Source organism: Endozoicomonas numazuensis, from assembly GCF_000722635.1.
Lineage (GTDB): Bacteria > Pseudomonadota > Gammaproteobacteria > Pseudomonadales > Endozoicomonadaceae > Endozoicomonas_A > Endozoicomonas_A numazuensis.
The window spans coordinates 449,301-475,727 of sequence record NZ_JOKH01000003.1 but is presented as its reverse complement, the minus strand read 5'-3'; the positions used below and the strand labels follow the sequence as shown (position 1 = coordinate 475,727).

The 26,427-nt window shown below is 47.0% G+C and carries 23 protein-coding genes; 16 read left to right on the top strand and 7 right to left on the bottom strand.

Going from position 1 to position 26,427, the window contains the following annotated elements:
• Positions 1–7: 7 nt before the first annotated feature.
• Both GZ78_RS14890 and GZ78_RS29510 read right to left on the bottom strand, forming a co-directional pair.
• Positions 8–2,101, bottom strand: a complete 2,094-nt coding sequence (locus GZ78_RS14890) for a RecQ family ATP-dependent DNA helicase (protein WP_034837539.1) — start codon at positions 2,099–2,101, stop codon at positions 8–10.
• 196 nt (positions 2,102–2,297) lie between these two features.
• Positions 2,298–2,438, bottom strand: a complete 141-nt coding sequence (locus GZ78_RS29510; RefSeq protein ID WP_161787398.1) for a hypothetical protein — start codon at positions 2,436–2,438, stop codon at positions 2,298–2,300.
• An 846-nt stretch (positions 2,439–3,284) separates the two neighbouring features.
• Between GZ78_RS29510 and GZ78_RS14875 the strand changes: the two genes are divergently transcribed.
• The 4 genes from GZ78_RS14875 to GZ78_RS14860 all read left to right on the top strand — a co-directional run bounded on the left by GZ78_RS14875 (position 3,285) and on the right by GZ78_RS14860 (position 8,048).
• Entirely contained in the window at positions 3,285–4,742 is a 1,458-nt protein-coding gene (locus GZ78_RS14875; RefSeq protein WP_034837532.1) for a sigma-54 dependent transcriptional regulator, read from the top strand.
• 936 nt (positions 4,743–5,678) lie between these two features.
• Positions 5,679–6,488, top strand: a complete 810-nt coding sequence (locus GZ78_RS14870) for a MinD/ParA family ATP-binding protein (protein WP_034837529.1) — start codon at positions 5,679–5,681, stop codon at positions 6,486–6,488.
• A 2-nt stretch (positions 6,489–6,490) separates the two neighbouring features.
• A complete protein-coding gene (locus GZ78_RS14865; RefSeq protein ID WP_081869873.1) occupies positions 6,491–7,237 on the top strand; it encodes an RNA polymerase sigma factor FliA in 747 nt (248 codons plus the stop codon).
• A gap of 295 nt (positions 7,238–7,532) precedes the next feature.
• A complete protein-coding gene (locus GZ78_RS14860; RefSeq protein ID WP_051786210.1) occupies positions 7,533–8,048 on the top strand; it encodes a rhodanese-like domain-containing protein in 516 nt (171 codons plus the stop codon).
• Between the two features lie 57 nt (positions 8,049–8,105).
• Here GZ78_RS14860 and GZ78_RS14855 read toward each other — a convergent pair whose 3' ends face one another.
• The 5 genes from GZ78_RS14855 to napF all read right to left on the bottom strand — a co-directional run bounded on the left by GZ78_RS14855 (position 8,106) and on the right by napF (position 12,709).
• A complete protein-coding gene (locus GZ78_RS14855) occupies positions 8,106–8,693 on the bottom strand; it encodes a NapC/NirT family cytochrome c (protein WP_034837527.1) in 588 nt (195 codons plus the stop codon).
• A 19-nt stretch (positions 8,694–8,712) separates the two neighbouring features.
• Positions 8,713–9,165 carry a nitrate reductase cytochrome c-type subunit gene (locus GZ78_RS14850; RefSeq protein WP_034837524.1) on the bottom strand — a complete coding sequence of 151 codons (453 nt, stop codon included), beginning with the start codon at positions 9,163–9,165 and terminating at the stop codon, positions 8,713–8,715.
• A gap of 145 nt (positions 9,166–9,310) precedes the next feature.
• Complete coding sequence (gene napA / locus GZ78_RS14845; RefSeq protein WP_034837522.1) at positions 9,311–11,815, bottom strand: nitrate reductase catalytic subunit NapA; 2,505 nt, start codon at positions 11,813–11,815, stop codon at positions 9,311–9,313.
• 65 nt (positions 11,816–11,880) lie between these two features.
• Positions 11,881–12,150 (bottom strand): chaperone NapD, encoded by a 270-nt coding sequence (locus GZ78_RS14840; protein ID WP_081869872.1) that lies wholly within the window; start codon positions 12,148–12,150, stop codon positions 11,881–11,883.
• Positions 12,122–12,709, bottom strand: a complete 588-nt coding sequence (gene napF, locus GZ78_RS14835; protein ID WP_081869871.1) for a ferredoxin-type protein NapF — start codon at positions 12,707–12,709, stop codon at positions 12,122–12,124. Before napF ends, GZ78_RS14840 begins: the two co-directional genes overlap by 29 nt.
• Positions 12,710–13,040: 331 nt before the next feature.
• On the opposite strand from napF, the gene GZ78_RS14830 reads away from it, so the two are divergent.
• From GZ78_RS14830 to GZ78_RS14775, 12 genes are all read left to right on the top strand, one after another.
• Positions 13,041–14,807 (top strand): histidine kinase, encoded by a 1,767-nt coding sequence (locus tag GZ78_RS14830; protein ID WP_034837520.1) that lies wholly within the window; start codon positions 13,041–13,043, stop codon positions 14,805–14,807.
• 8 nt (positions 14,808–14,815) lie between these two features.
• Positions 14,816–15,457: a two-component system response regulator NarL gene (gene narL, locus GZ78_RS14825; RefSeq protein ID WP_034838376.1), complete on the top strand. Its 642-nt coding sequence runs from the start codon at positions 14,816–14,818 to the stop codon at positions 15,455–15,457.
• Between the two features lie 336 nt (positions 15,458–15,793).
• Positions 15,794–16,462, top strand: a complete 669-nt coding sequence (ccmA, locus tag GZ78_RS14820; RefSeq protein WP_051786209.1) for a cytochrome c biogenesis heme-transporting ATPase CcmA — start codon at positions 15,794–15,796, stop codon at positions 16,460–16,462.
• Positions 16,459–17,151: a heme exporter protein CcmB gene (ccmB, locus tag GZ78_RS14815; RefSeq protein WP_051786208.1), complete on the top strand. Its 693-nt coding sequence runs from the start codon at positions 16,459–16,461 to the stop codon at positions 17,149–17,151. The genes ccmA and ccmB overlap by 4 nt, the downstream gene beginning before the upstream one ends.
• A gap of 74 nt (positions 17,152–17,225) precedes the next feature.
• The gene (locus GZ78_RS14810) at positions 17,226–17,975 is read left to right on the top strand and encodes a heme ABC transporter permease (RefSeq protein ID WP_034837518.1); all 750 of its coding nucleotides are present in this window, start codon (positions 17,226–17,228) and stop codon (positions 17,973–17,975) included.
• A 5-nt stretch (positions 17,976–17,980) separates the two neighbouring features.
• On the top strand, positions 17,981–18,286 hold the full coding sequence (ccmD, locus tag GZ78_RS14805; RefSeq protein WP_034837516.1) for a heme exporter protein CcmD: 306 nt from the start codon (positions 17,981–17,983) through the stop codon (positions 18,284–18,286).
• Positions 18,283–18,828 carry a cytochrome c maturation protein CcmE gene (ccmE, locus tag GZ78_RS14800; protein WP_051786207.1) on the top strand — a complete coding sequence of 182 codons (546 nt, stop codon included), beginning with the start codon at positions 18,283–18,285 and terminating at the stop codon, positions 18,826–18,828. Before ccmD ends, ccmE begins: the two co-directional genes overlap by 4 nt.
• Positions 18,828–20,864 (top strand): heme lyase CcmF/NrfE family subunit, encoded by a 2,037-nt coding sequence (locus GZ78_RS14795; RefSeq protein ID WP_051786206.1) that lies wholly within the window; start codon positions 18,828–18,830, stop codon positions 20,862–20,864. Before ccmE ends, GZ78_RS14795 begins: the two co-directional genes overlap by 1 nt.
• On the top strand, positions 20,861–21,403 hold the full coding sequence (locus GZ78_RS14790; RefSeq protein WP_034837514.1) for a DsbE family thiol:disulfide interchange protein: 543 nt from the start codon (positions 20,861–20,863) through the stop codon (positions 21,401–21,403). The genes GZ78_RS14795 and GZ78_RS14790 overlap by 4 nt, the downstream gene beginning before the upstream one ends.
• Positions 21,400–21,975, top strand: a complete 576-nt coding sequence (locus GZ78_RS14785) for a cytochrome c-type biogenesis protein (RefSeq protein ID WP_236631581.1) — start codon at positions 21,400–21,402, stop codon at positions 21,973–21,975. Before GZ78_RS14790 ends, GZ78_RS14785 begins: the two co-directional genes overlap by 4 nt.
• On the top strand, positions 21,972–23,144 hold the full coding sequence (gene ccmI / locus GZ78_RS14780; protein WP_034837512.1) for a c-type cytochrome biogenesis protein CcmI: 1,173 nt from the start codon (positions 21,972–21,974) through the stop codon (positions 23,142–23,144). Before GZ78_RS14785 ends, ccmI begins: the two co-directional genes overlap by 4 nt.
• 574 nt (positions 23,145–23,718) lie before the next feature.
• The gene (locus GZ78_RS14775; protein WP_034837509.1) at positions 23,719–26,244 is read left to right on the top strand and encodes an autotransporter outer membrane beta-barrel domain-containing protein; all 2,526 of its coding nucleotides are present in this window, start codon (positions 23,719–23,721) and stop codon (positions 26,242–26,244) included.
• The last annotated feature ends 183 nt before the right edge of the window (positions 26,245–26,427 follow it).

Genomic DNA, 26,427 nt, shown 5'->3' with positions numbered 1-26,427 from the left:
AAACTCATTAGTCACCTGTTGAGGTGGAAGCCAGTGCGACTGGATATACTTTTCCACTGCCTGCCTGTTGTAACAAGGCTGCTGCAACAGTGGAAGTCCAGCCAGAGTCCACAATATCATCAACCAGCAAAACAGGACCTGAATAGCATTCAGTGACTGTAAAAGCGCCGTCCAGATTACGACAGCGCTGATATCGGTTTTGCTGCAGCTTTTGGAGACTATTGTCTCTGTTTTTTGTGATGGCGTCGACAAAGGGGAGTTTCAGTGCATCGGCCAGTCGCTGTGCAAAGCTTGGAACCAGCTCCGGATGGTTACGTGAAGGAATACAGCAAACCCATGTCGGGAGCTCTTCTGGGTTCCAGCGTTCACGAATCATTTCAGCTGTAGCGGTTACCAACTCATCCCTGAAGTGACCATTGTGCTTATCTTCAGCCACCATATAGCCCCAGCCTGCATCGCCCCAGCGAGACAGTACCCTGCCAACTTGCGCTTGCAGTGCGAGTGGAATATTCGTTCTGAAGTCGTACTGCACAAAGGCATCTTTCGCGGCTTGCTTGTTGGGTTTAATTGGGGCTTCAGCCTGCCTCAGAAATACAGCCGCCTGATGAGCAATATCAGATTCGATTTCTGTAGCAATGATATTCTGCTCCAGGCAATTAGCGCAGCAATCACAGGACTCACGATTACCATCATCTAATGCCTTTCTGAGAAAGGTCATCAAACATACGTCCGTAGACATATAGTCCTGAACCTCCTGCCATTCACTTTCTCTTTGCTGAGTAAGATGAGCAATACGATCATGATCCATTGAGAACGGGTTTGCTGTACGCTTCCAGACTCGACCATCCTTGAAGATCGGCGCAGGGTTTTCAATGCTCAGCATTTTCAAAACTTTTTCGATCTGTCCATTGCTGACATTGGAATGCTCTTCCAGCTGTCTGGCCGTTAAGCCATCAGAATTATCCAGCGCATTCAGAATCTGATTCACTTCATCTTCCGTGGGAAATACGGAGCCACGGAAGTACTCGTGAATATCCCGATCTTCCCGGCCACTGAGCAGCACACCAGTAGATGAAGCAATACCACGACCAGCCCGGCCAACCTGCTGGTAATAGGCAACAATAGAGCCCGGAGCCTGGTAATGAATAACAAAAGCCAGATCAGGCTTGTCGTAGCCCATGCCTAAAGCAGTGGTAGCGACCAATACATCAAGACGATTGTTCAACAGCTGGTCTTCAAGATGCTGACGATAACCATCACTGGTTTCAAAAGCCGGGTCAGTGACGCCACTGTAATAGGCTTTGGCATCAATACCCTGCTCAACCAGCCAGTCAGCTACCTGATCAGCATCCCGCTTGGTCAGCACGTAAACAATACCAGTGCCGTTCAGTTGTGGAATCGTCTGAGCAAGCCAGGCCAGCCGTGAAGCCTGATCGGGTAGTTCCAGTGTTTGCAGGCTCAAGCCGTCTCGAATCAATGGACCACGCTGAACCACAATATCACCGAGCTGACTCTTAATATCATCGACCACACGGTTGTTTGCAGTGGCTGTAGTGCCTAATACCGGTGTGTTGGCAGGAAGACGCTGAAGAATGTTAATAATACGGCGGTAGTCTGGACGGAAGTCATGCCCCCAGTCAGAAATACAGTGCGCTTCATCAACCACCATCAAGCTTATGTTTTCAGAGACGGGCATCAGGACATGGTTGATAAAGTCATCATTAGCCAGTCGTTCAGGGGAGATCAGCAGGCAGTCAACCTGATTGGCCAGAATACGGTTTTTAATGGTTTCCCATTCATCCTGATTGGTTGAGTTCAGGGTGACGGCTTCTACTCCCAGCCTTGCTGCGGAGTCAATCTGGTTACGCATCAGAGCCAGCAGCGGTGAGATAATAATGGTGACACCTCGCCCACGGTCACGGAAGATTTTGGTGCTGATAAAGTAGACTGAGCTTTTACCCCAGCCAGTACGCTGAACAACCAGCAGTTTCTGCCGCTGGTTGACCAGAGCGTCTATTGCTTCCCACTGTCCATCTCTGAACTCAGCCTCCGGATTGTCGAGTGATGTTCTGAGCAGCTCCTGAGCCTGATCGTATTCCATACTGCCTCCAATAAGGGAGATTGGTTTCTATACATGTGAGGGTTTTTAATCCTGCCATTTAAGGTTCTGGCAAAACTGAAAATATTTTTGATCCGATGATAAAGGGTTTTCAATTTTTCCGACTGAACTTATGCCGCAAATAAAACTGCAGGATAGTTAACTCCGTATCAATTGGCATTCAGGTTAATCCATGTCTTTAAGCCCATGTTTCAATCATTTCCAGAACCAAGCTTTCCAGAGACGTCGACATTTCTTTCTTACATACCAAGCTCAGGAATGTTGTTGCACGGGTAGCTCCTACATAAAGGAACTTTTCAAAAAGATCTGTTTTTTTCATCAGTCAGTGTATCCACTCTCAGGAAAAACATAGTTTCAAACTCCAACCCCTTGGTGTGCTGGATGTCTAAAACACGGACAGAGCTGCCTTCTCCAATGCTTTTACCATTTAAGCAAGTCTCAGACTGAAGGTTTATGTCTAACAGATGCTGGTTGATCTGCTCATTAAAACTGGCCGTCTCTGAAGGTGATATGGGGTGAATATAGCTATTTGTAAATGGTGTATACCCATCGCCTTTCAAGGTGCTACGTTGTTGTCAGCGTTCACTCATCGGAACGCCAGACCACCCGTTCACCTACTACCCATAAGCTCACGGTGCTTCGCTCACTTGACATTTGGTAATATCTGGAAATTCAATGGGTCTATGTCAAAGGTTAGAGCGAGCAGAGGAGCTAAGAGTGGGCTTTTTCGCATGATAAATCCTATCAAGTGGGCCTGTCTGGTGACCCTCAGCTTTGTGCACTCATAATGTGATTAAGGCTTGGGGGTTACCTGATCGGAGAGATCTTGGAAGGATTTCCTGGAGTAGGTTCGTGGGCTGATGAGAAATATATGAAAGGAGTTTTGCCCAGATGGGTTATCAAGTTGTCACAGAAGGTACGGTAAAACCCGAGGCCCCTGTCAGAATGGGTTTAAAACTTCTGGGTTTTCCAGTAAATGAAGAGAGGAGGTGGTTATTTCACGTCATATTTTATAAAAAAAACCAAAAAAGAATTAAAGTGACGGAGAAATTTGACGAAATAGGATTTTAGACCTTAACTGAATTAATAAGAGCTAGCTTATTGCAGTTCATATTATTTCAGGCTGTCTATTTTCATTGCTTTGATGACAAGGAAAGTCGTTACAATGGATGCAGCAGATCAGGTATTGATCATTGAAGACTCTCAACAGCGCCGACATGATCTAAGTACCATTATTGAATTCATGGGGTATCGTACCAGAGCCGTTAGTTCAGCTTACTGGGAAGATGCCATCAAGGAATCCGACAAAGGCGGTTTCTGTGCACTTTTTCTTGGGGATTTTCTCCAGGCAGAAAGCTCAATGCAGGGCATGATTGCTCGCATACAGAACTGGAGTGGCGGGGTTCCCGTCATCCGCATAGCCGATCCTCTTCCGGAAAACCTTCAATCCTCACTCCGCAGACAAATTATTGCCCGCATTGACTGGCCATGTAATCGCTCGCAGCTGTTATCTTGCTTGCATTATGGTCAGGTATATCGTGAGCAGTGGCGTCAGCTGCACCAGACTGGTATGAATCAGCAGGTGGAACTGTTCCGGGGGCTGGTGGGTAAGAGTGACAAAGTCCGCAAAGTTCGAGCTTCTATGGCTCAAGTAGCTAACCGGGATGTCAATGTCATGGTGACCGGCGAGTCTGGAACAGGTAAAGAGCTGGTGGCCAGAAATCTGCATGACCACTCTCATCGTCGGGATTTGCCTTTTGTGCCAGTCAATTGTGGCGCCATTCCCAATGATTTGCTGGAAAGCGAACTGTTTGGGCATGAAAAAGGTGCTTTTACCGGAGCCGTTAATTCCAGAAAAGGACGATTTGAACTGGCTCATGGTGGGACGCTGTTTCTGGACGAAATTGGTGACATGCCACTGCATATGCAGGTTAAGTTGCTGAGGGTCTTGCAGGAGCGCACCATTGAGAGAGTAGGAGGCTCTGAACAGATTGCTGTTGATGTCAGAATCATTGCAGCCACTCACAAAAATCTGTCAGAAATGATTGAATCGGGTGAGTTCAGGGAAGATCTGTACTACCGGTTGAATGTATTCCCCATTGAAATGCCTGCCCTGAGAGATCGTCCGGAAGATATTCCGCTGATTCTCAATGAACTGGTCAGTGCCATGGAAAAACAGAGCAGAGGCTCAATTCGATTGAGTTCTGCTGCCATTATGTCTCTATGCCGTCATGACTGGCCTGGTAATGTCAGGGAAATGTCGAATCTGTTGGAAAGATTAGCCATTATGTACCCTTACGGTGTTGTCGGTGTTCAGGATTTGCCACAGAATTTCCGTCATATGGAAGCGATGGCTGATGATGACGGTGTCGCTGAGTTATTCCCTGACAGCATCCTGCCAGCAGGATCAGGAAAAGTCGACGATTTGGCCATTCTTCCTGTAGGTGGACTGAATCTTAAGGAATTTTTGACCCGGTTGGAAAAAAGTCTGATCCAGCAAGCCTTGAGTGACTGTAATAGTGTTGTCGCCAGAGCTGCAGACAAATTACAGATTCGTCGTACTACCCTGGTTGAGAAAATGAGAAAGTATGGCCTTCATCGTTATGAAGAAACCATGCGCTGAGAGATAGGTGGATTTTTTGGTCGCCAGTGGCGACCAAAAAATCACAATAAAAAAAATGGCTATCAGTGATAACTGATAGCCATTTTTTTTGTCTGATGATTCTCTTTTTCTGAGTTAATCCTGGCTAGGAGCCTGCCGGATTTAAGCTTTCGAGTATGAAATTCAGTAGAGCGAGTCAGCTTTTTCGTTGGATTTGTGCGAAGAGTTGACCTATTTAAGCAAACTCAACGAAAAAGATGGCCGCTCTTTCTGGATTTTAGGCCGGGCTGTCTATTCTCGGTCAGCCTCCTAAATAAGGCCCTTCGTTTTTTTAAAAAAAGTAAACGATGGTTTGTTTGTATTCATATAAAGCTCAAATCAATTTTTAAACGTTTCTTCATCCCTTATAAAATCTAAAGTCATTTTCTCGTCGTCCATTCTTTAAAAGACTTTAATTTATCTGACGGTTTTTTATCGTCAAATAAAGTGTATTTTTGGGTTTTATAAAACTGCCTTTATTTTGTCGTTTGTCTTATTGACTGAATTTTTTATTTATTGGGTCAATAATTTAGCGCTTTTATTCTTCTTGAAAATTTTCATACGACAGCAATTCGTCACTTTAAAATGACAGTGTCAAATAATTATCTTTGTACTTTTCAATGAAACGACAATTGATGTCTTATTACTGACAGTGATTCTGACTCTGTCAAAAAAGTATCATGACGGGAATTCGGCTTGCTTTGAAAAATATTAATAAAAACAATGATTTATAATTCTTTTGGGGAGTTGGGTCAAAATGATGTCACGTCAATAGAGTGGCTATGCCTGAAAAACAGGTATTTTTAAAAATTGGCACGGCTCTTGTTACTAATAAGGTATGGCGAAGTAAAAAGATAAACATGATGTTCTTATATTCCTAATCACTTTTTTATAACCACTGGATAGAAACTGAAAACCATGAACTCAACAACCAAACAAATTATTGCAGTTGCGGGGTGTAAAGGTGGAGTAGGTAAAACACTGGTGGCAGTAAATCTCGCACTGGCACTTTCAAACAACAGAAGACGTGTAGTACTCATGGATGGCAATCTCGCTGTACCAGATGTAGGTATCAGTCTTGGATTGGAGAAGAAGCTGGATGTAGCTGATTTCAATTCTGACGAAGAGAACTCAAGTTTCATGCAGGATGGTCCTTCAGGTCTCAAGGTTCTGACCCCCAGAGGAGAACCTATCTGGAGAGAAACAGTAGAAACCGGTCAAGCTGTCAGAATGATCGAGAGTCTTGAGTCTCTCGCACCCACACTGGATACACTGGTGATAGATACGGCTCCTGGATTAGCTCCGGATAATGTCGCACTTATTCAGGCTGCAGGAGAAATTCTTGTAGTGATTAACCAGGAGATCGTGTCATTACTTGATGCCGTAAGAATGATTCGTGTGCTCTATAGAATATATGGTGTACGTCGTTTTGGTGTGATTGTGAATGCGGTGAATAATCGCCGGTATGGTTCTAACCAGTTCGAAAGATTGCAATCTCATCTCAGTGATGAAGTAGAAATTATTCTCCGCTACATGGGGGCGATTCCATTCGACAAGGCTGTCGCAGAATCGTTAACCCGCCAACAAGCGCTGCTCGAAGCCAGCCCGGATTGTCGGGCATCAAAAGCTATTTCGCGTATTGCTCATCAGGTGATGGCGATACCCGTGACACCACCAAGAGGCCGTATTGAATTCTTTTTACCAACAAGAATAAAAGAGAGGGTATAAGCATGGATGCTACAGCACAGGGACTGCAGGCAACTAACGCCAGTCAGGAAAAGAGTAAGAAACTGTTTCAGACAGAGATGGTTGAAACCCATAAAGGGTTGGTAAAAAGAATTGCAAATCACCTGGCGGCAAGAATGCCGGCCAGTGTTCAGATTGATGATCTGGTTCAATCAGGAATGATTGGTCTGCTGGAAGCCGCTTCGAAGTACGATGCCACTAAAGGCGCCAGTTTTGAAACATTTGCCGGTATTCGTATACGTGGTGCCATGCTGGATGAGATCCGTAAGGGTGACTGGGGGCCAAGATCAGTTTATCGCAACAGTCGTAAAGTCACTGAAGCGATTCAGAAGGTTGAAGCCCGTTTGGGAAGGGATGCCCGTGATTTTGAAGTCGCTGAGGAACTGGAAGTCAATCTGGATGAGTTTTATACCATTCTGAGTGACCTTCGCGGATGCAGACTGTTCAGTTTTGAAGAACTGTTCGACAGTGAAGAGTCCAGAATGCAGGCACGTTCTGGAGATCGTGGACCATCAGCCGATATTCAGGAAGAGAAGTTCAAGTTTGCCCTGGTAGAAGCTATTGAGAAGTTGCCCGAGCGGGAAAAACTGGTCCTGATGCTCTATTACGATGAGGAAATGAATCTCAAGGAAATTGGCAAGGTTCTGGGTGTCAGTGAGTCCAGAGTCAGCCAGATTCACTCTCAGGCAGCCGTCAGATTAAGGGCCAAGCTCCATAACTGGTTGGGGTAGGTGCCGGTCGAGCAATCTCTTCTCGGTCAGGCTCCAGTCATCAGTGTATCCACAGGGACCCTCGATTATAGGGTCCCCGGGCTTTCAAATAAGTACTTTTGTTTCTATCCAGGGTCATTGTTTCTCCAAATCCTGTGGCTGGAATGAACGATTTGTAGAGTAAGCGGCAATTTTTCATTCATTATGCTCTGTTGCTGTGAGCAGAATGCTTTTTTGCTTCCTATTGTTCCAAGTACGCAGGTCCATACTCCATATACTTTTTTATTAAGTAGTTTTATAACGGACCTGTATTAATATGAAATGGAATTCTTACCTTGCAGGGTGCTTTCTGGCCCTGGCCTCCTGTTTCCTGTCTGCTCAGGAAGCCCCCGTCAATATCAAAAACGTCGTAACGATTAATACTCATCAAGCCAAGCGTCTCCATGAGCTGGGTGCACTGTTTATTGATGTAAGGCCTTATCAACAGTGGGGCTGGGGACGTATTGACCGGTCTCACAGCCTGGATCTCAGGTCTGGCTTCAGACAGTTGTTTATGCCGGGTACCCTGGATAAGAAGACTCCGATCGTCATCTATGGCAACAGTACTTATCATATGAGGGGCGCTATAGCGAGTTACCTTGCGGCACTCTGGGGTTATAAACGAGTTTTCTTTTTCAGGGATGGATACTTTTCCTGGCTTGCATTGGATTACCCCGTGACCTTGCATTCGGATCAGGGGCCAGAGGAAGAGGTTATCAGCTGGAAGCCTGAGCAAGAAAAAATTGAAGAGTTGCATGACATGCAGATATTTTCAGCTATGCAAAAGCCGTGATTGTTTTTACCCCATAAAAAAGGCGTCGATTGACGCCTTTTTTATGGGGGGGAATGACTACCAGCCTGGTACACCAGTCATGTCGGGTAGCTTATGAGCAATCCCCTTGTGACACTGGATGCAGGTTTCACCATTTTTCTCTGCAGCCGTATGATTTTTAACGGCTAACAACGACTGTTCAGACAGTTCCATGGATTCCTGGGTATGACAGTTCCGGCACTCCTGAGAGTCATTGGCTTCCATTCTGGCCCATTCACGTTCAGCCATTTCCCTTCGATGAGCATTAAACTTCTCCGGGGTATCCACCTTACCGGTAAAGTGTGCAAAAACTTCCCTGCTGGCCTGAATCTTACGAGTCATCTTTGGTACAAATTCCTTGGGTAGATGACAGCTGGCACAGTCTGCCTGAACGCCAGATGCGTTGCTGAAGTGGACACTTTCCTGATATTCCGGAACAACATCATTGGTATGGCAGCTGGAGCAGAATTCAAGGGTACTGGTGTATTCCATGGTAGCGCTATAGGTGCCATGTAAAACCAGAGCGGCGATGAAGCCCACAATCAGTAACAGACCTGCAGACAGCTTGGCACTTGGGTGGCATAGAAACTGCCAACTCTTTTTAACAAGTAAAAGCACCTTGTTCATAATCGCTATTTTCCTTAAATCAGTGCTTCTTCAGAGACTCAACAGGTTCGAAGGTATTTTCCTTCAGAGGTTTGGCATCTTTTTGGGGGACGTGGCAGATCAGACAGAAATATCGGTTGGGGGCCACATCAGCCAGCTGCTGACCATCGCGATTTTTGTAATGGGAAACAGCAATCTTGGTTGCACCCCATTTATCTGCATTTTTCATGCTGTGGCAGCGAAGACAGCTGTTGGCATTTTTATCCACCTGATAGCGATCAACGGAATGAGGAATCAGTGGCGGCATATCCACAAAGTCACGTCCCATTGCCGGGCCTTCCTGATCCTGTTTCATATATTCCGCCTGAGGTTCAGTGCTGACTTCTTCTTTTCTCAGAGAATCCAGTCCACCGGTCTCATTGGTGTTCACCATTTCCGCGAAGGCAGGCAAGCTGATGGCTAATGCCAGTAAAACATTTATTATTTTGTTCATGAGGGGTATTCCATTTTTTGATCAATGCAGCCGCCATCATGCGTACTGGGGCTGCATTTCTGATTCATGGCTAGTTATCAGCTCAAGGCTGTTGGGTTCCAGAGGGAGTGTCCGGCATAGGCCGGACACTCCCTGCATTCCGGTCTCAGACTTTGGAAACCTTGACAGCGGTTTTCTTGTAATCAGTCTCTTTGGAGAGAGGGTCGGTAGCATCCAGTACCAGTTTGTTGGTCAATTGGCTGGCATCAAAGAACGGCATGAATGTCAGTCCCTTAGGTGGACGGTTACGACCTTTGGTTTCAACCCGGGTGCGTACTTCGCCGTAGCGGGAAGTGACCCTGATTTCATCGCCCCGGCGTAATCCCCGTTCTGAAGCATCATCAGGATGCATGAATAACTGGGCATCAGGGTAAGAGCGGTAAAGTTCAGGAACCCGTCGGGTCATTGAGCCAGAGTGCCAGTGTTCGAGAACACGGCCTGTGGACAGCCACAGGTCAAACTCTTCGTCAGGGGCATCATGGGGAGGCTCATAAGGCAGGGCGAAGATCCAGGCTTTGCCATCTGGTTTGCCGTAGAAGTCAAAGTCACTGCCTGCTTTGGCATAGGGGTCTGAGCCTTCTTTGAAGCGCCAGCGAGTTTCCTGTCCATCGACCACAGGCCAGCGGAGGCCGCGCTCCTGGTGATAGCGTTCGAAATCTGCCAGATCGTGTGCTTTTCCGCGACCAAAAGAGGCGTATTCTTCAAACAGGCCCTTTTGTGCATAAAAACCAAATGCGCGGGCATCGTCGTTCAGTCGGTCTTCCGGAATTTCATCCAGTTTGAACTGATCCACCTGACCGTTGGCATAGAGCACATCAAACACAGTCTTCCCACGATATTCTGGGTTTTTAGCCAGCAAGGCATCAGACCAAACTTCTTCAACCTTGAATCGCTTGGAGAATTCCATTAACTGCCATAGATCTGATTTGGCTTCGGCCGGGGCTTTCACCTGTTGATACCAGAACTGGGTACGACGCTCTGCATTTCCGTAAGCCCCTTCTTTTTCTACCCACATGGCAGTAGGGAGAATCAGATCGCCAATCTGGCCGGTCAGGGTTGGGTACGGATCAGATACCACGATGAAGTTATCCGGGTTTCTGTAACCTGGCAGGGTTTCATTGTTGAGGTTAGGAGCGGTCTGGGCATTGTTGTTGCACATCACCCAATAGGCATTCAGTTTGCCGTCTTTGAGCATTCTGTTCTGCAAAACAGCATGGTAACCAACCTTCGCAGGGATAGTGCCTGCAGGGAGCTTCCAGGCTTTTTCGGCATAGTCACGATGATCTTTGTTGGCTACGACCATATCAGCAGGGAGGCGGTGAGCAAAGGTGCCCACTTCTCTTGCGGTTCCACAGGCTGACGGCTGTCCTGTCAGGGAGAAAGGGCTATTGCCTGGCTGTGAAATCTTACCGGTCAGCAGGTGCAGGTTGTAGATAATGTTGTTCATCCACACGCCACGGGTATGTTGGTTCACCCCCATGGTCCAGAGAGACATAACTTTGGTATTCGGGTCAGCATAGAGCTTGGCCAGTTCTTCCAGCTGTTCTTCAGGAACACCAGACAGCTTGGAGACCTTTTCTGCAGTATATTCGCTGACGAACTGAGCAAACCCGTCAAAATCGAGAGGGGTGGCACCACCATTACCGGGGTTTTTAGCTTTCTTTTCCAGCTCGTGTTTAGGACGAAGGCCGTAACCAATATCCGTGACACCTTTGCGGAAAACAGTGTGCTTCTTGACGAAGTCCTGATTTACCTTGCCATTCTGGATGATGTAATTGGCGATATAGTTACCGATCGCCAGATCAGACTGCGGGTTGAAGATGATGGGCTGGTCAGCCAGCTCAAAGGAGCGATGCTTGTAGGTAGACATCACCGCCACTTTTACATGGGCATGAGATAAACGACGATCTGCCAGTCTTGACCAGAGCACTGGGTGCATCTCAGCCATGTTGGAGCCCCAGAGAACAAAGGCGTCAGCATGTTCAAAGTCATCATAGCAGCCCATAGGTTCATCGATACCGAAGGTACGCATGAAGCCGACTACCGCAGAAGCCATGCAGTGTCGTGCATTAGGGTCGATGTGATTTGAGCGGAAGCCGGCCTTCATCAGTTTGGAAGCGGCATAACCTTCCCATACTGTCCATTGGCCAGAGCCGAACATACCCACAGGAGGCATCTCATCAGAGTTACGGGTCTTGGCCATCGCCGCTTTCCACTTTTCGGCCATGATGTCGAAAGCCTGGTCCCAGGTGATGGGGGTGAAATCACCATTTTTGTCGAACTTGCCGTCTTTCATCCTCAATAAAGGTGTTTCCAGACGATCCTTGCCGTACATGATTTTTGACAGGAAGTAGCCTTTGATGCAATTAAGGCCTTTATTCACCGGAGCTTCCGGGTCAGCCTGAGTTGCGACTACGCGACCGTGTTGTGTACCCACAAGAACAGAGCAACCGGTACCACAGAAACGGCAGGGTGCTTTGTCCCATTTGATTTCGGTCTCTTTACTGCTGGTGATCAGATTGGTTGCAGCAGCATTCATACTGACGCCCGCTGCTGCAGCAGTAGCGGCTACGGCACTGCTCTTGATAAAGTCACGGCGACTTTGTTTCATGGTTTTAATCCTGGTCTTAATAGCTTCTATTCCGGTCTGTAAGGCAAACCTGGAAGATTTATCTTTTATTCCTGGTGGGTGTACACCAGAGCGGTGGAGATTACGCCTGCCACTTGGCTGATTTGGGTCATGGTGTCGACCATGGTGCGCTCACCGGGTTGCTCTTCAACCGTCACCACCATTTTTCCTGAAGGGTCGGCAATATGGACTTCAACCCCGGACAGCTTGTGAAGGTTGTGTTTGACTTCTATCATCCGGTCAGGATTGGTCTGGACGGACAGTCCGGAAATGCTGTAGTGCATCGTTTTATGATCGTGTGGTGTCTGTAGGGACATAGGAGCTTTCTCGGGCTGTCATGGTGATCGCATCCACTGGGCAGGAGGACACGCATTCACCACAGGCGTTACAAAGATCTAAATCAATGGCGGGCTCTGCTACACCGCTGGTTTGAAACCGGAACTGTATAGCTGCGGCTTCACACATCTCTGAGCAGGTACGGCAGTGAACCTTATTCAGGGCCAGACATTGATCGGAAATCACGGGTTTTAGTTTCCATGGGGTGTCGTTATGCTTGCCAATTGCGCCTGAGGAGCAAACCTCTTTGCAGGCGTTACAGAAAGAACACCCCGATTTTCTGAAATCTGCTTCAGGAAACCCCCCGGATCCTTGAACCAGTAACCCTGTTTCGCAAACGGCAATGCACTCACTGCAGCGTGTGCAAAGGTCTGTGAATGACTGTTCCTGTAAACTCCTGGGTGGGCGTACAGGTGGCACAGCGTTTCTGCCAGACTGAGTCAGTTCTGAGCCGTTGGAATAGCTTTTCGTCACTTTGGGTGAAGAAAAAAGAGTTCCGGTAAATAACCGACGGCGGTCAAGATCTACCTTTTGGCTCATGACAATGTGACCCTTTTAAACATGGGATCTGAGTGAAATTGTTCAGACTCTTTCAAGCTTTGTTCAGGGTTATCTTAATGAGGATGAACGTACAAAAAAGCCCCTTAAAAGCACTTTTTGGTACGGGGTGATGTTGGTGTACCTCTTAGGGAGTAGTGGTTATGCGAAGGTATGCTAAAGCATTGGAATAGTGGTGCGGTTTGGATACTGGTCGCATCAGTTTTACCAGAGATTCGGGTTTTTAGAGGTAGGAATAATTTAAGCGTTTTTCTAGTGTAAAAAATGCTTCCAGTTGTTCAAAGTTGTTTGGTTTTTTTGTTTATGAAGGTGCATGTTGTTGAAGCCGATCCGATATAAAGCCCTTGCCGCCATTATCGCTACCTGTTTTTTAGGGCTGCTGAGTGTCAGTGGCTCTTTGTGGTTTGCGGCTACGACAGAAAGTGATGCAGCGGCTATTAATGTGGCGGGTTCCCTGAGAATGCAGGCATGGCGCCTGGTGGATCAGATCCGCACTGAAGATACAGATAAGGCTCAGTTATGGCAGTTGATCAAGGTCTATGACAGAAGCCTCACCAGCCCTTCCCTTAAACATCTCGGTGGCAGAACGGATATTATCGGAAATCGTTATCTGGCTATGGTGGGGGAGTGGCGCAGCGAAATGCGGCCTCTGTTAAACGACGAAGCCGGTTGGCATGAGTTTACCGAGAAAGTGCCTGGGTTTGTCGACCGCCTGAATGATCTGGTTAATTCATTGCAGCTGAATACCGAACGGAAGCTGCACTGGTTGGTCATACTGGCCATCTTTTCTCTCTGTTCAATACTCGCCATTGGTGCCATGACCATTCGCTACATCCGGTTGAATCTCATCAAGCCTGTTGAGCAATTGAGTGAAGCTGCAAAAAAAGTACGTCGTGGTGAGTTTGATCAGCTTCGCCTTGAATATTGTCACGCCAACGAAATGGGGCAGCTGACAGAAACATTCTCAGCCATGGCCGATAGTCTGTCGCTTCTTTATGGTGATCTGGAGTCACAGGTTTCAAGTCAGACCCGATCTCTGGAGCAGGCGAACACGGCTTTACAGTTGTTGTATGAATCTTCCCAGACTCTCGGAATGAACCCCTATGATGAAGAGCAGTTGATGTTGATACTGGAAAGATGGAAAGTATTGCTGGGGCTCAGAAGTGCTTATGTCTGCCTGACGGGGAGTGCCGGCAGCATCAGGCTGCAGAGGATTTTTCCTCAAAGTGATACCTATAATGATGTTTGCAATATTGGCCAGTGTGAGGGATGTGTCCGGACACCCTCATCCGATGTCCAGTTCCCATTGAGTCAGAATGACCAGGGTTATGGTTATCTTCACATCTCACTGCAGGGTGGACAGTCATTAACTGAAGAAAGCCGTCAGTGGTTGAGGACTTTCAGTGATATTGTCTCATCTTCTCTTTACCGCAGTGGTTATCAAACACAGGAAAGGCGACTTCTGTTAATGGAAGAGCGGGCGGTCATTGCCAGAGAACTGCACGATTCATTGGCTCAGGCACTGTCCTATCAGAAAATACAGGTCACCCGTTTGAAGAAGGTCCTGACCCGAATGGATGCTGATGAGTCAGTACACTCCATTGTCGAAGAGATTCGCGAGGGGGTGAATAATGCTTACCGGCAACTCAGGGAGCTATTGAATACTTTCCGACTCAGTATGACTTCCGGCACGCTTGAAGAAGCCTTGCAACAGACCATGGAAGAGTACGGTAAACGGGATGGCAGCGTGATATTTAATCTGGATTATCGATTACGGTTCTGTCATCTCGATGCTCACCATCAAATTCATGTTTTGCAGATTGTCCGGGAAGGGCTGGTTAATGTGATCCAGCATTCAGAAGCGACAAAAGCGACGGTCGTCTGTGAACAGGTTGCCCCCGGAAAAGTTCAGGTTCTGGTTGATGATGATGGCAGCGGTTTCAATGAAGATATCACGACGTCAGGACACTATGGGACCACCATCATGCAGGAAAGGGCAGAGAGTCTTGGTGGTCAGCTCTATTTTGAAACTTCTGGTTATGGTGGCGCACGGGTGCGTCTTGAGTTTTCATCAGTATGAGAGGAATGATGAACGACACAAGTATTTTATTGATTGATGATCATCCATTACTGCGTAAAGGGTTGGCTCAGCTAATCGATGAAGAAGAAGGGTTGAAAGTGGTCGCCGAGGCGGGTGACGGTGCTACTGGATTGAAGCTGGCTGTTGAGCTGGAGCCGGATCTGATATTGCTGGATCTGAATATGAAAGGTATGGATGGGCTGGAAACGCTCAAAGCCATGCGTGCTGAAGGTGTAGCTTCGCGAGTGGTTGCACTGACTGTTTCGGAGCACAAGGACGATGTTGCTGCCATGTTTCGGGCAGGTGCTGATGGCTATCTTTTGAAAGATATGGAGCCTGAAGATCTGCTTAGCCAGATTTCGCAGGCGGCTGTGGGTAAGCTGGCTGTAGATGATCGACTGGCAGAGGTACTGGCTTCGGTGCTGAGACCTGACGCCAGTCAGACCAGCAAGGTGGATTTGCTGACACCTAAAGAAAGAGAGGTTTTGCAATTTATTGCAGAAGGTGATGCCAATAAGGTCATCGCACGGAAAATGAATATCAGTGAAGGCACGGTCAAAGTTCACGTCAAGCGCATGCTGAGAAAGTTGGACTTTCGTTCTCGTTTAGAAGCTGCTGTCTGGTGGGTGAATAACCGGGATCGTAAATGATCTATTTGCAGTGAATGTGTGAGCATGGTCAGGTTTTCAGCACGTTTGAATAGGCTTGGAACGCTTTTTACATCAGAGTGAAAAATATCATTGTCGGGTTTGATTCAGGTCAATGTCAGTGGATTTACCTGATCCTGATAGTTTATTACTTCGGAATAAACGTTTTTTTAGATATAATCCTGCCCGTCTTCATGGCTTTTAGATTGTTTTTTGAACAGAGTGTTTAGCATTAGATCATTAATTGTTTTCGCTATGAAGAGACCTTCAGGCGGCCAATAGGCGGCCAAGTGCCTTTGGGTTAAGCATCTGACTGATCGATTTTTAAGGGAAAATGACTTGCTCGAAGTGGCGAAGCTGAGGTGTGAACGAGACGATCGAGTTCTTTTTTCAAACCTTTCCATTCAACTGTCACCCGGTGAACTGTTACAGATAGAAGGCTGTAACGGAGCTGGGAAAACCACGCTTTTAAGAGTGCTGGCAGGGCTTTCTGGTGATTACCGGGGGCAAGTGATATGGCGGGGACAGAAGCTTTCCAGAGTCTATGCTGACTTTCGGTTATCGACCTTTTACTTTGGCCACAAACCCGCAGTTAAAACCGAACTGACACCTGTAGAAAATATTCTGTGGCGCTCCAGTCTTCGCAATGAGAGTTACTCTGAACAATCTGTGTTTTCTGCACTGGAACATGTAAATCTGGCAGGGTACGAAGATATTCCCTGTGGACAACTGTCTGCAGGTCAGCACAGAAGAGTGGCTCTGGCTGATCTTTCGCTTTCAACCACACCACTCTGGATCCTGGATGAGCCTTTTACCGCTATCGATGTTGATGGAGTAGCCTGGCTGGAGCAGCGATTGGCCCAGCATATTTCAGAGGGCGGTGCGGTAGTGATGACCAGCCATCAGAGCTTGTCAAAGTTATCAGACCGTGTCAGAAAGCTTCGTCTGGAAGCTTTTTCTGCTGTAGATGAAGAGACAGGTCACGAAGAGTCGGAGGCCTGGCTATGAGCGTGGCTTCGTTAAATGGCGGCAGAGCATTTCTGGATTTGGTCAAAAGAGACCTGGTTCTGGCCTTTCGGACCCCCGGGCAAACCTTGAACCCTGTGGCTTTTTATCTGATGGTAGCCAGTCTGTTTCCTTTAGGTATTGCCCCTGAAAAAGCACTTTTGTCTCAATTGGCAGGAGGAATTGTCTGGATAGGCGCGTTGCTTGCAGTGCTGCTTTCCCTGGATTCTCTCTTCAGAAGTGATCAGGAAGACGGTTCTCTGGACCAGTTACTGTTATCGCCGCACCCATTACCTCTGCTGGTACTGGCTAAAATATCTGCACATTGGCTGACCACCGGTGTAGCTCTGATTGTCATGGCACCGTTGTTGGCCTTGATGCTGCATCTGCCAACGCAGGCGTTTCCTGCCTTGCTGTTAAGCCTGCTGTTAGGGACACCTTTAATGAGCCTTGCCGGAGGTATTGGTGCAGCCCTGACAGTGCGTGTACAGAGGGGGGGAATACTACTGACATTGCTGTCTTTACCTCTGTATATTCCTGTTCTGATTTTTGGAACAGGTGCTGTTCAGACTGCAGTAGAAGGTCTGTCCTACTCAGGACACCTGCTGTGGATGGCAGCATTGCTGATGTTAGGATTGTGTCTGGCACCTCTGGCAATAGCTGCATCATTGAGAATAGTTGCAGATGGGTAATGCCCGGATATTGCATAAAGCCGCTAAGAGCTGTCAGCCCTGAGCGACAGGTACGAGTCACGGTAGAGAAAAGAATGAACTGGACTTTTTTTCACAAACTGGGTTCGCCCAAATGGTTTTACGAGATCAGTGGCAAGTGGTTGCCCTGGTTGGCCATTCTGGCTGCCTTGCTGATGGCCGTCGGTTTGACCTGGGGGTTGATGTTTACGCCTCCGGACTATCTCCAGGGCAATAGTTACCGGATTATTTTTCTGCATGTGCCGACTGCCTTTCTGGCCTCTGCCATCTACGTCATGATGGCCTGTGCCGGTGTTGTCACTTTGGTTTGGAAAATGAAGCTGGCTGACATGGCACTTAAGTGCTGTGCACCCATTGGCGCTTCATTCTGTCTTATGGCTCTGATAACCGGTGCTATATGGGGCAAGCCAACCTGGGGAACCTGGTGGGTGTGGGATGCGAGACTGACGTCTATGTTGATTCTGCTGTTCCTTTATATGGGTGTGATAGCTCTTCGTGGCGCGATCAGAACGACCAATACTGCAGCAAGAGCCTGTGCCATCCTGACCCTTGTAGGGGTGATCAACATCCCCATTATCAAATTTTCAGTTCAGTGGTGGAATACCTTGCACCAGGGCGCCACACTTAAGCTCACTGAAAAACCGTCCATGGCTCCTGAAATGCTCTGGCCTTTGCTGATCAGCATTGCGGCTTTTTATCTGTTTTTTACTGTGGTCCTGTTTCTTCGTTTGAGAACCGAAATACTGGATCGTGAACGCCGAACCAAATGGGTTCATAACATCGTAACGGCCGGGGCAGGGAACTGAGAAATATGTATTTTGATAGTCTCGCCAGTTTGATACATATGGACGGTCACGGAATTTACGTGTGGTCGACTTATGGTATTGGTTTACTGATTATTGCCTATAACATTGTTTCTCCCTTGCGAGCTAGAAAGCGGATCGTAGCTCAGATTCAGCGTCAGGTGCGCAGCAATCAGTCAAGAAATCGTAGTTCCAGCAATGCTCATAACCACAGCCCGAGGGCTGATAGTGAAAAGAAAAAAAAGAAAGTCGTTCAGCGGGAAGATAGAGTCAGTCATAAAGATCAGGGTGTCCGAGAGGGAAAGATGGAATGAATCCAGTTCGTAAGCAACGTTTATTATTAGTCCTTTTGCTGGTAGCCGGTGTCGGTATTGCCGTGGCTCTGGCTCTGTTCGCCCTGAAGGAAAACATCAATCATTACTTTTCCCCTGCCCAGATGGCCAGTGGTGAAGCACCCATCGGTCAGAAGATTCGCGGGGGTGGCGTGGTGGTACCCGGTACCGTCAAGCGAGACCCTGAGAGCTTGAAAGTCATCTTCCGCGTCAGTGATGGCGATGGTGACGTGGAAGTAGAGTACACCGGCATTCTGCCCGATCTTTTTAAAGAAGGTCAGGGGATCGTCGGAACGGGTAAATTAGACGAAAGTCGTCGTTTTGTAGCCGAGGAATTACTGGCCAAGCATGATGAAAACTATATGCCTCCAGAAGTACAGAAAGCCATCGACAAGGCTCATGGTTCGAAGTCAGGCGATAAGTCGGATAAATCTTATGGCACCCCGTCATACCAACAGGAGAGCCGTCAGTCCGTTGAGAGTCTTCAGCCTGAGAGCCAGCCTCAATCACCGGAGAGCAAGTGATGAATCCTGAGCTGGGGCTATTTGCCCTGATACTGGCTACCTGCCTGGCGCTGCTGCAAAGTATTATACCGCTGGTAGGTAGCTACAATGGTCGACTGAACTGGATGGCCACCGGTAAAACGCTGGCAACAGGTCAGTTTGCGTTTGTCCTGTTATCGTTTCTCTGTCTGGTTTTTGCTTTTGTCTCGGATGATTTTTCGGTTCAGTATGTCGCCAGTAATTCAAACTCTCTCTTGCCTGTCTACTACAAGGTCACTGCTGTCTGGGGAGGTCATGAAGGTTCTCTGCTGCTCTGGATCCTGACCCTGACCGGTTGGGGGCAGGTCGTTGCATTGCGCAGTGACAAGCTGCCACCGGAACTTTCTGCACGAGTCCTGGCCGTTTTGGGGATGATCAGCGTAGGTTTTATGCTGTTTATTCTCCTGACGTCCAACCCGTTTACCCGAATTCTGCCTTTCCCTCCTGTTGACGGTTCTGATCTGAATCCACTACTGCAGGATTTGGGGATGATTGTTCACCCTCCGATGCTTTATATGGGGTATGTGGGTTTTGCGGTTGCTTTTGCTTTTGCTATCGCAGCTTTGCTGGGTGGTCAGCTCGACAGTGCCTGGGCTCGCTGGGCTCGTCCCTGGACAACCGTAGCCTGGTGTTTCCTGACAGCAGGTATTTCACTGGGCAGCTGGTGGGCTTATTACGAGCTTGGCTGGGGTGGCTGGTGGTTCTGGGATCCTGTGGAAAATGCTTCCCTGATGCCCTGGTTGACCGGTACGGCTTTGATCCACTCTCTGGCAACGACTGAAAAGCGTGGCTTGTTCAAGAGCTGGACTTTACTGCTGGCCATTACCACGTTCTCCCTGAGTCTGTTTGGTACCTTCCTGGTTCGTTCCGGTGTACTGACCTCTGTGCATGCCTTTGCCAGCGATCCTCAGCGTGGTCTGTTCATTCTGGGTTACCTTCTGGTGGTTGTCGGTGCTTCCCTGACTCTGTTCGCATTCAGGGCACCGGAAGTGAGAAGTAAAATCAGCTTCTCTCTGTTGTCGCGTGAAACCTTATTGCTGTTGAATAACATCATTCTGGTAACCAGTTGCGCCACTGTTCTGCTAGGTACAATGTTCCCATTGCTGTTGGATGCTCTGGATCTGGGCATGATTTCTGTGGGCCCTCCCTACTTTAATCTATTGTTTATCCCGCTCTCCATGCTGCTGGCTGCATGCCTGGGTATTGGTATTCTGCTGAACTGGAAAAAAGGTTCTGTCAGCTGGTTGAAACAACAGGTGCGTTGGATCTTCGTTGTGTCTGTTATCGGTGGCGTTGTATTCAGCTTCCTTTATGGTGACCGTTTTATGGTCAGCGAAGCCCTGGCGATTGGGCTCGTATTCTGGATGGTGTTAACGATTGCCAAAGATGTTCGCAATAAAACCCGCAATGCTGGTCTGTTCCAGGGGTTGAAAAAGCTCAAGCCTGCTTATTACGGTATGCAGCTGGCTCATTTGGGTTTGGCGGTCACCTTTATTGGTGTCGCTCTGACGTCTGGGTACAGTGTGCAGAAAGATCTGCGAATGAAGCCGGGTGATTCTGCTGAAGTCGGCGAGTATGTATTCCGCTTTGATGGTGTCAGTCAGCGTCAGGGGCCTAACTTTGTGGCAGATTACGGCACGGTCAGCATCTTCAAGGATCAGAAGCCGGTTGTTGTTCTCAAGCCTGAGAAGCGCGTTTATACCGTACAAAACATGCCTATGACCGAAGCGGCCATTGATGCGGGATTAACCCGTGATCTTTACGTTGCTCTGGGTGAACCTTTGGGTGGAGACAGTTGGGCTGTTCGTCTCTATGTTAAGCCCTATGTTCGCTTGATCTGGCTGGGATCTATCTTCATGACACTGGGTGGTCTGCTGGCAATTTCCGATAAGCGCTACCGTGTTCGTCTCAAGAAAAAAACAGCCCTGAGTCGGAAAAAAGATGCACTGATGGGGAATAAAACCCGATCTCCAGAGGCTGGAGAAGGTAATTCAGTGTCGACAGGAGGTCAGGCGTGAAGCGCTGGAAACTTTTTTTACCATTAGCTTTTTTCCTGACTTTTTGTGTGCTGCTCTATATCGGCCTGTTCATGGAAGATAAAAGTGAACTGCCTTCTATGTTGCTGGATAAACCCTTGCCGGAATTCAGTTTGAAAAAACTGAAAAACCCAAGCGAGACGGTGACGGAAGAAGATCTGAAAGGCAAGGTATTGATGCTGAATGTCTGGGGTTCCTGGTGTCCGGCCTGTAAGGTTGAGCATCCTTATCTGATGAAGCTCTCCCGTGAAGGCATCAATATTGTCGGAGTTAACTACAAGGATGAACGTGAAGGGGCTCTGCAGTGGCTGGACCGTCTGGAAGATCCATACCTGTTCAACATAGTGGATGAAGATGGCAGGCTGGGTCTGGATCTGGGTGTCTATGGTGCACCGGAAACCTTCCTCGTCGACAAAAAAGGTGTCATTCGATACAAGCACATCGGGATCATCGATGCTCGTGTCTGGAAGGAAGATCTCAAGCCCCGTTACGATGCTCTGCAGAAGGAGTTAGTGCAATGACTCTAGACTTTTTTTTCATGCGCTCAACTTTCATGCGCTCAACTTTCATGCGCTCAAAGCTGCTGAAATCTGCAAGTGTTGCTCTTTCTGTTTGGAAAAGAATGGCGGTGGTTGCTGCGATGGTTGCTGCGATGGTGCTGGTGAGTCTGGTTGCTAATGCCGGAGTCATAGAAAACTATCAGTTTGAATCGCCAGAGCAGCAAGAGCAGTTTTTTCGTTTGAATGAAGAACTGCGTTGCCCTCAATGCCAGAATCAGTCGATTGCTGATTCTAATGCGCCTATTGCTCAGGATCTGCGTCGGGAAGTGCATCGCATGATTGTTGAAGAACAGGCGGATGATGACACCGTTATCCAGTTTATGCTGGATCGATACGGTGACTTTGTACTCTATAAACCCAGGATGGATGCCCGCACTTTAGCGCTCTGGTTTGGCCCTCTGATTTTATTATTACTGGGTCTGTTAATACTGTTCAGAATTCTGAAGCAGCATCGTCCTGATACTAAAGATCAGGAGCTGGATCAGCAGGACAAAGCCGAGCTGGACAAGATACTGGGTGGTAAAGATAAATGACGCAGTTCTGGATAATCGCCACAATTTTAACCCTCAGTGGTATGGCTCTGGTGCTTTTGCCGCTGTGGTTTCGCAGCCGGCGTACCACGGATCAGGATGTTTCTGACAAAGCTTCCAACATCGCCTATTTCAAGGAGCAGGAAGTAGAGCTGAAAAAGCAACTGGAACAAGGCCTGATCACACCGGATGATGCCGAGTTGATCCGCACTGAGTTGGAAAAGAAACTCCTGGAAGATGTTGCTGACAAGGAAGAGAAGTTTAGTTACACAAGCAGTAGTAACAAAGGTTTGGCTCTCTTTCTGGCATTGATGATTCCTGCCATGGCCGTGCCGGTGTATCTGTATCTTGGTGCGCAGACTGAGTTGTCTGTGACTGAAATGATGATGAATCCGGATGTTTCCCATGAGGAAATGATCTCTACTCTGGAAGCCTGGAGTGATAAACGACCCGATAGTGCTCAAGCCTGGTATATGCTGGCTGGCCGTTATATGGCAAAGGGTGAGGTTAATAAGGCGATTGACGCCTATAAGAAACTTTACACGGTCACCGAGGGCAGCCCTCAGGCAGCAGCTCAATTGGCCCAGGTGTTATTTCTGGCCAACCGTAATCAGATAAACGGAGAAGTCCGGGGACTGTATCAGGATGCCTTGAGCAAAGACGAAAGCAACACTACTGCTTTAGGACTCAAGGGTATTGATGCTTTTGAGCAGGAAGACTACCCGAATGCGGTTCAAGCCTGGACCAAAGCTCTCTCTTTTGAGAATGATATGGCTGCACGACAATCGTTGTCTGCCGGTATCGCCAAAGCTCGAAAACTGATGGGAGAAACGGTTGCAGAGCTGAGAATCAATGTTGAACTGGCTCCTGAGCTTAAAGATCTTCCTGCTAATGCCAGAGTGATTGTATTTGCCCGTGAGAGTGGTGCCAGAAAGCCTCCTATAGCCGCGATTCCTCTTCAGGTTGGAGACCTTCCTAAAGAAGTTATTTTGGACGACAATGCTGCAATGATGATGGGCTCAGGCAGTCTGTCTGATGCAGAAAGTCTTGATGTAGTGGCGCGTATCACTCTTTCCGGTGATGCCGCCAAAGCCGACTATCAGGCTGAAGTCCGTGACGTGAAAATCAAGGATAATGGTGTTATCCAGTTAAGGATTGCTCCCGCCAGTTGATAGTCATTTACCTGTCTCGAGTTGAGCCGTATTTCCCGCTCCTGGCTGTTTAAGCTGCTTTATAGATCCACCGCTCAGCATTTTGGCTGAGCGGTTTCTTCTCAGAACATTTCCTCAGATTACTTTCATAAACTGTTTTTGAATGACTGCTCATTCGAGCTGTAAGCGATGATTTCCGCACACCTTGATTCGGGCTTACCTTTGTTCAAAGTCAACAACTGCTCGATGTCAGCCACTGTTTCTGCTCTTGGCAGATAGGTAAAGTTCGACTTATCCGCAGACTCCCTTAAGAGCAAGACTTGTTCACGCCTTCGGCTAAGGAATAGTCCCAAAATAACTTCCTTATTCAAATCTGCTCAAAATCCGTTCGGGCTGAGCTTGTCGAAGCCCAATGCTATAACCCTTCGACAAGCTCAGGGCGAACGGAGTCCGGGTGAAAATCGGGAAGTTATTTTGGGGCAAACTAAGTGACTATTACTAATTAATGATAACGTAGCCGACAGTCGATATAAGGAAGATGCTTCCAATAATTGGCTGAGAATGAATTTTCCTCTTTTTAGAAAAGGATTCAAGGATGAACAACTTTAAAAGGCTTTCCGCTTCAGGTGTGTTGCTGCTTCAGGCATATGGGGGGTATGCGGCTGAGGTGATCATACCCTCTGAAACTGATCTGGAGGTTAGTATCACTGGAGATTATGGTGATGATATTTTATATCAACCTGGAGATACTCTGATCCTGCCGGAAGGTAATACGGTTTCCGGGAGTGGTAGTATCAATGATGTGTTCAAAATGGATATTAATAATCAAGAGGATGATGAAGATACCACTTATGTTGAGGCAGATATCATTATCAATGGTGATATTCTCGGTGGCTCCAGGAATGGCTTTGAGATAAGGGACTCTTCAGTTCATGTCGATAGTGAAGATGTGACCCATGAAGATATCCTGAAAGGGAACATAATCATAAACGGTCGCATTCAAGGTGATGAAAGTATGGCTTTTGATATGGATGTTGCTCAGGAAGGTAATATCATCATCAATGGTATTGTAGAAGGTTTGAATGGCGCTATTGATTTAGCAAATAAAACAGAGGATATGGTCGGTTCAATTACCAATAACGGTAAAATTCTCACTGCATCGGGGACAGGTATTGATTCATCTGGGGTGATAACTGGAGGAATTCATAATTATGGTTTAATTTATGCCGTAAGAGCTATCAGGTTTTACACTGAAAACCAGTCAAGCCAGATAATAAATTATGTACGCAATTATAACGAAATTAAAGGCAGCATAACTTCTGCTTACAATCATCATGCTTATATCATCAATAATGGAAAAATTACTGGTGATATATTATTTGATACAGATATTGATCTTTATGATGACTATAACAACAGTACTGGAAGTGATACTGGAGATGGCTTATTAGATGTTGGAAATATAAATGGAACTAATACCCTTGAAAACTATGGTAGTGTCAATAGTGCAGTCATAGAGGCTACCTTAAAAAACAATGGTCAAATAGATGTTGGACAACTCATATTACATGGCGACTCATACAACAATAATACCCTGAATGTCACACAGCTATTAAACGTAGGAACACATACCTTTGATAATACCGGCAGACTTTCAGCTCTGCAGATTTCCGGGTCAGGCACAATCAATAACAAAGGACTGATTTACGTAAATAAAGGGTCAGAGCTGGTAAGTAATAATCTAAATAATATTGGCGGAACTATAGAAGTTAATTTTGGTGATAGCTTTTCTGGTACAGGTTTTATTGCAAAATCCATTTCATTTGATGATGACTCAAAAATAATTATCGATTTTGATGAAAGCCTGTTTGAAAATCCTCAAACAGGCTCCATAAATGTAATGACCTCAACGGATTATAACGGTGAAAATGTTGCTATCGAAAGAGGTGGTCTGTTTTTTGAGGTTTTAAATGTGGACTATGATGCTGCTGGTAATTCAATTTCTGCAAATATAGAGGTTCTGTCACCTCAAGCGGTTGTCGAAAAGCACGCAGATGGTGGCGCAAATGAAGCATTGTTTGCAACCAGCATGTTGTCAGAAGATGGTGGGTATAGCACTTTATCTTCTGAGTATGGATCTATTTACGATATTACCTCCGCTGAACAGCTGAATGCCTATATAAATAACTTAATGCCTGATGCCAGAGATATGCACAATCAGGTATTAGGCAACTTATCAAGCCTTGTTTTTGAACAGATTCATCAACGCTCTAATATCCTGGGTTCAGGCATCTCAACCGGTGATGCCCCACAAGCTTATCAATTCTGGATAAAAGGGCTGCATGGTGATGGTGATCATGAAGAGACCGCTAGCACAAGCGGGTTTGATTTTGAAATAGATGGGTTCACCCTCGGACTGGATAAAAGCTTTGATAAACACACCATCGGTGCTGTGCTGAATATAGGCAATAGCCAAATCGCTTCCGACAGAGAAGAAAGTGAACTAATTACTACCTACACCGCAGGTGTTTACGACATTTGGCAGCACGACGCGCTGTATTTAAATTCAGCCATGTCGTTTGGTGTTTCCAGTCATAAAGTTTCGAGACTTAGAGGCGCTGCTCAAATGAGTGGCTCTTATCGCTCATCTTATATTGATATCAATGTTCAAGGGGGATACAGATATACCTTATCTGATTTTCAGTTTGAGCCTTTGTTCAAACTATCTGCCAGATGGTTGAAATCAGGCAGCCTCAGTCTTGGTAATGCTGCAGACTCAGTGACAGAACATCATAATGCTAATCTTGTAAGGCAGTTCGAAGCAGGCTTGGGGGGGGCAATCAGCAAGCGCTGGGCAGTTAAAGGTTGGGTGATCGAACCAAAATTTTCTATTATGCATGTTTCAGATCTTGCTAGAGACGAAGGGAAGCAGGATATCACCTTCTCAGGCAATGATTATATTGGCCTGCAAATAGATAAAGAACACAGTCATCTGCTTACCAGTTTCGATATAAAGCTCAAACGAAATGAGAATCTGGATGTGATCCTGAATTACCACCATAGAAGCACTAAGGTGAGTTCTTACAGGGCTTTCTCTGTTCGGTTTGATTTCAGTTTTTGATGCGACGTGAAAACTCTGGGAGGCTGACCGAGAATAGTGTCCGAGCATAAAATTCAGTAGAACGAGTCAGCTTTTTCACTGAATTTGTGCGAATAGTTGACCTATTTAAGCAAATTCAGTGGAAAAGATGGCCGTTCTTTCTGGATTTTAGGCCGGGCTGTCTATTCTCGGTCAGCCTCCTAG

Coding starts and splice junctions, on each gene's coding strand:
- GZ78_RS14855 (WP_034837527.1), bottom strand. CDS start 8,693: ATGAACAAGGTGCTTTTACTTGTTAAAAAGAGTTGGCAGTTTCTATGC.
- GZ78_RS14775 (WP_034837509.1), top strand. CDS start 23,719: ATGAACAACTTTAAAAGGCTTTCCGCTTCAGGTGTGTTGCTGCTTCAG.
- GZ78_RS14865 (WP_081869873.1), top strand. CDS start 6,491: ATGGATGCTACAGCACAGGGACTGCAGGCAACTAACGCCAGTCAGGAA.
- napF (WP_081869871.1), bottom strand. CDS start 12,709: ATGAGCCAAAAGGTAGATCTTGACCGCCGTCGGTTATTTACCGGAACT.
- GZ78_RS14840 (WP_081869872.1), bottom strand. CDS start 12,150: ATGTCCCTACAGACACCACACGATCATAAAACGATGCACTACAGCATT.
- GZ78_RS14875 (WP_034837532.1), top strand. CDS start 3,285: ATGGATGCAGCAGATCAGGTATTGATCATTGAAGACTCTCAACAGCGC.
- GZ78_RS14830 (WP_034837520.1), top strand. CDS start 13,041: ATGTTGTTGAAGCCGATCCGATATAAAGCCCTTGCCGCCATTATCGCT.
- ccmE (WP_051786207.1), top strand. CDS start 18,283: ATGAATCCAGTTCGTAAGCAACGTTTATTATTAGTCCTTTTGCTGGTA.
- GZ78_RS14870 (WP_034837529.1), top strand. CDS start 5,679: ATGAACTCAACAACCAAACAAATTATTGCAGTTGCGGGGTGTAAAGGT.
- GZ78_RS14850 (WP_034837524.1), bottom strand. CDS start 9,165: ATGAACAAAATAATAAATGTTTTACTGGCATTAGCCATCAGCTTGCCT.
- GZ78_RS14785 (WP_236631581.1), top strand. CDS start 21,400: ATGACTCTAGACTTTTTTTTCATGCGCTCAACTTTCATGCGCTCAACT.
- GZ78_RS14810 (WP_034837518.1), top strand. CDS start 17,226: ATGAACTGGACTTTTTTTCACAAACTGGGTTCGCCCAAATGGTTTTAC.
- napA (WP_034837522.1), bottom strand. CDS start 11,815: ATGAAACAAAGTCGCCGTGACTTTATCAAGAGCAGTGCCGTAGCCGCT.
- GZ78_RS14890 (WP_034837539.1), bottom strand. CDS start 2,101: ATGGAATACGATCAGGCTCAGGAGCTGCTCAGAACATCACTCGACAAT.
- GZ78_RS29510 (WP_161787398.1), bottom strand. CDS start 2,438: ATGAAAAAAACAGATCTTTTTGAAAAGTTCCTTTATGTAGGAGCTACC.
- GZ78_RS14795 (WP_051786206.1), top strand. CDS start 18,828: ATGAATCCTGAGCTGGGGCTATTTGCCCTGATACTGGCTACCTGCCTG.
- ccmD (WP_034837516.1), top strand. CDS start 17,981: ATGTATTTTGATAGTCTCGCCAGTTTGATACATATGGACGGTCACGGA.
- ccmI (WP_034837512.1), top strand. CDS start 21,972: ATGACGCAGTTCTGGATAATCGCCACAATTTTAACCCTCAGTGGTATG.
- ccmB (WP_051786208.1), top strand. CDS start 16,459: ATGAGCGTGGCTTCGTTAAATGGCGGCAGAGCATTTCTGGATTTGGTC.
- GZ78_RS14860 (WP_051786210.1), top strand. CDS start 7,533: ATGAAATGGAATTCTTACCTTGCAGGGTGCTTTCTGGCCCTGGCCTCC.
- narL (WP_034838376.1), top strand. CDS start 14,816: ATGAACGACACAAGTATTTTATTGATTGATGATCATCCATTACTGCGT.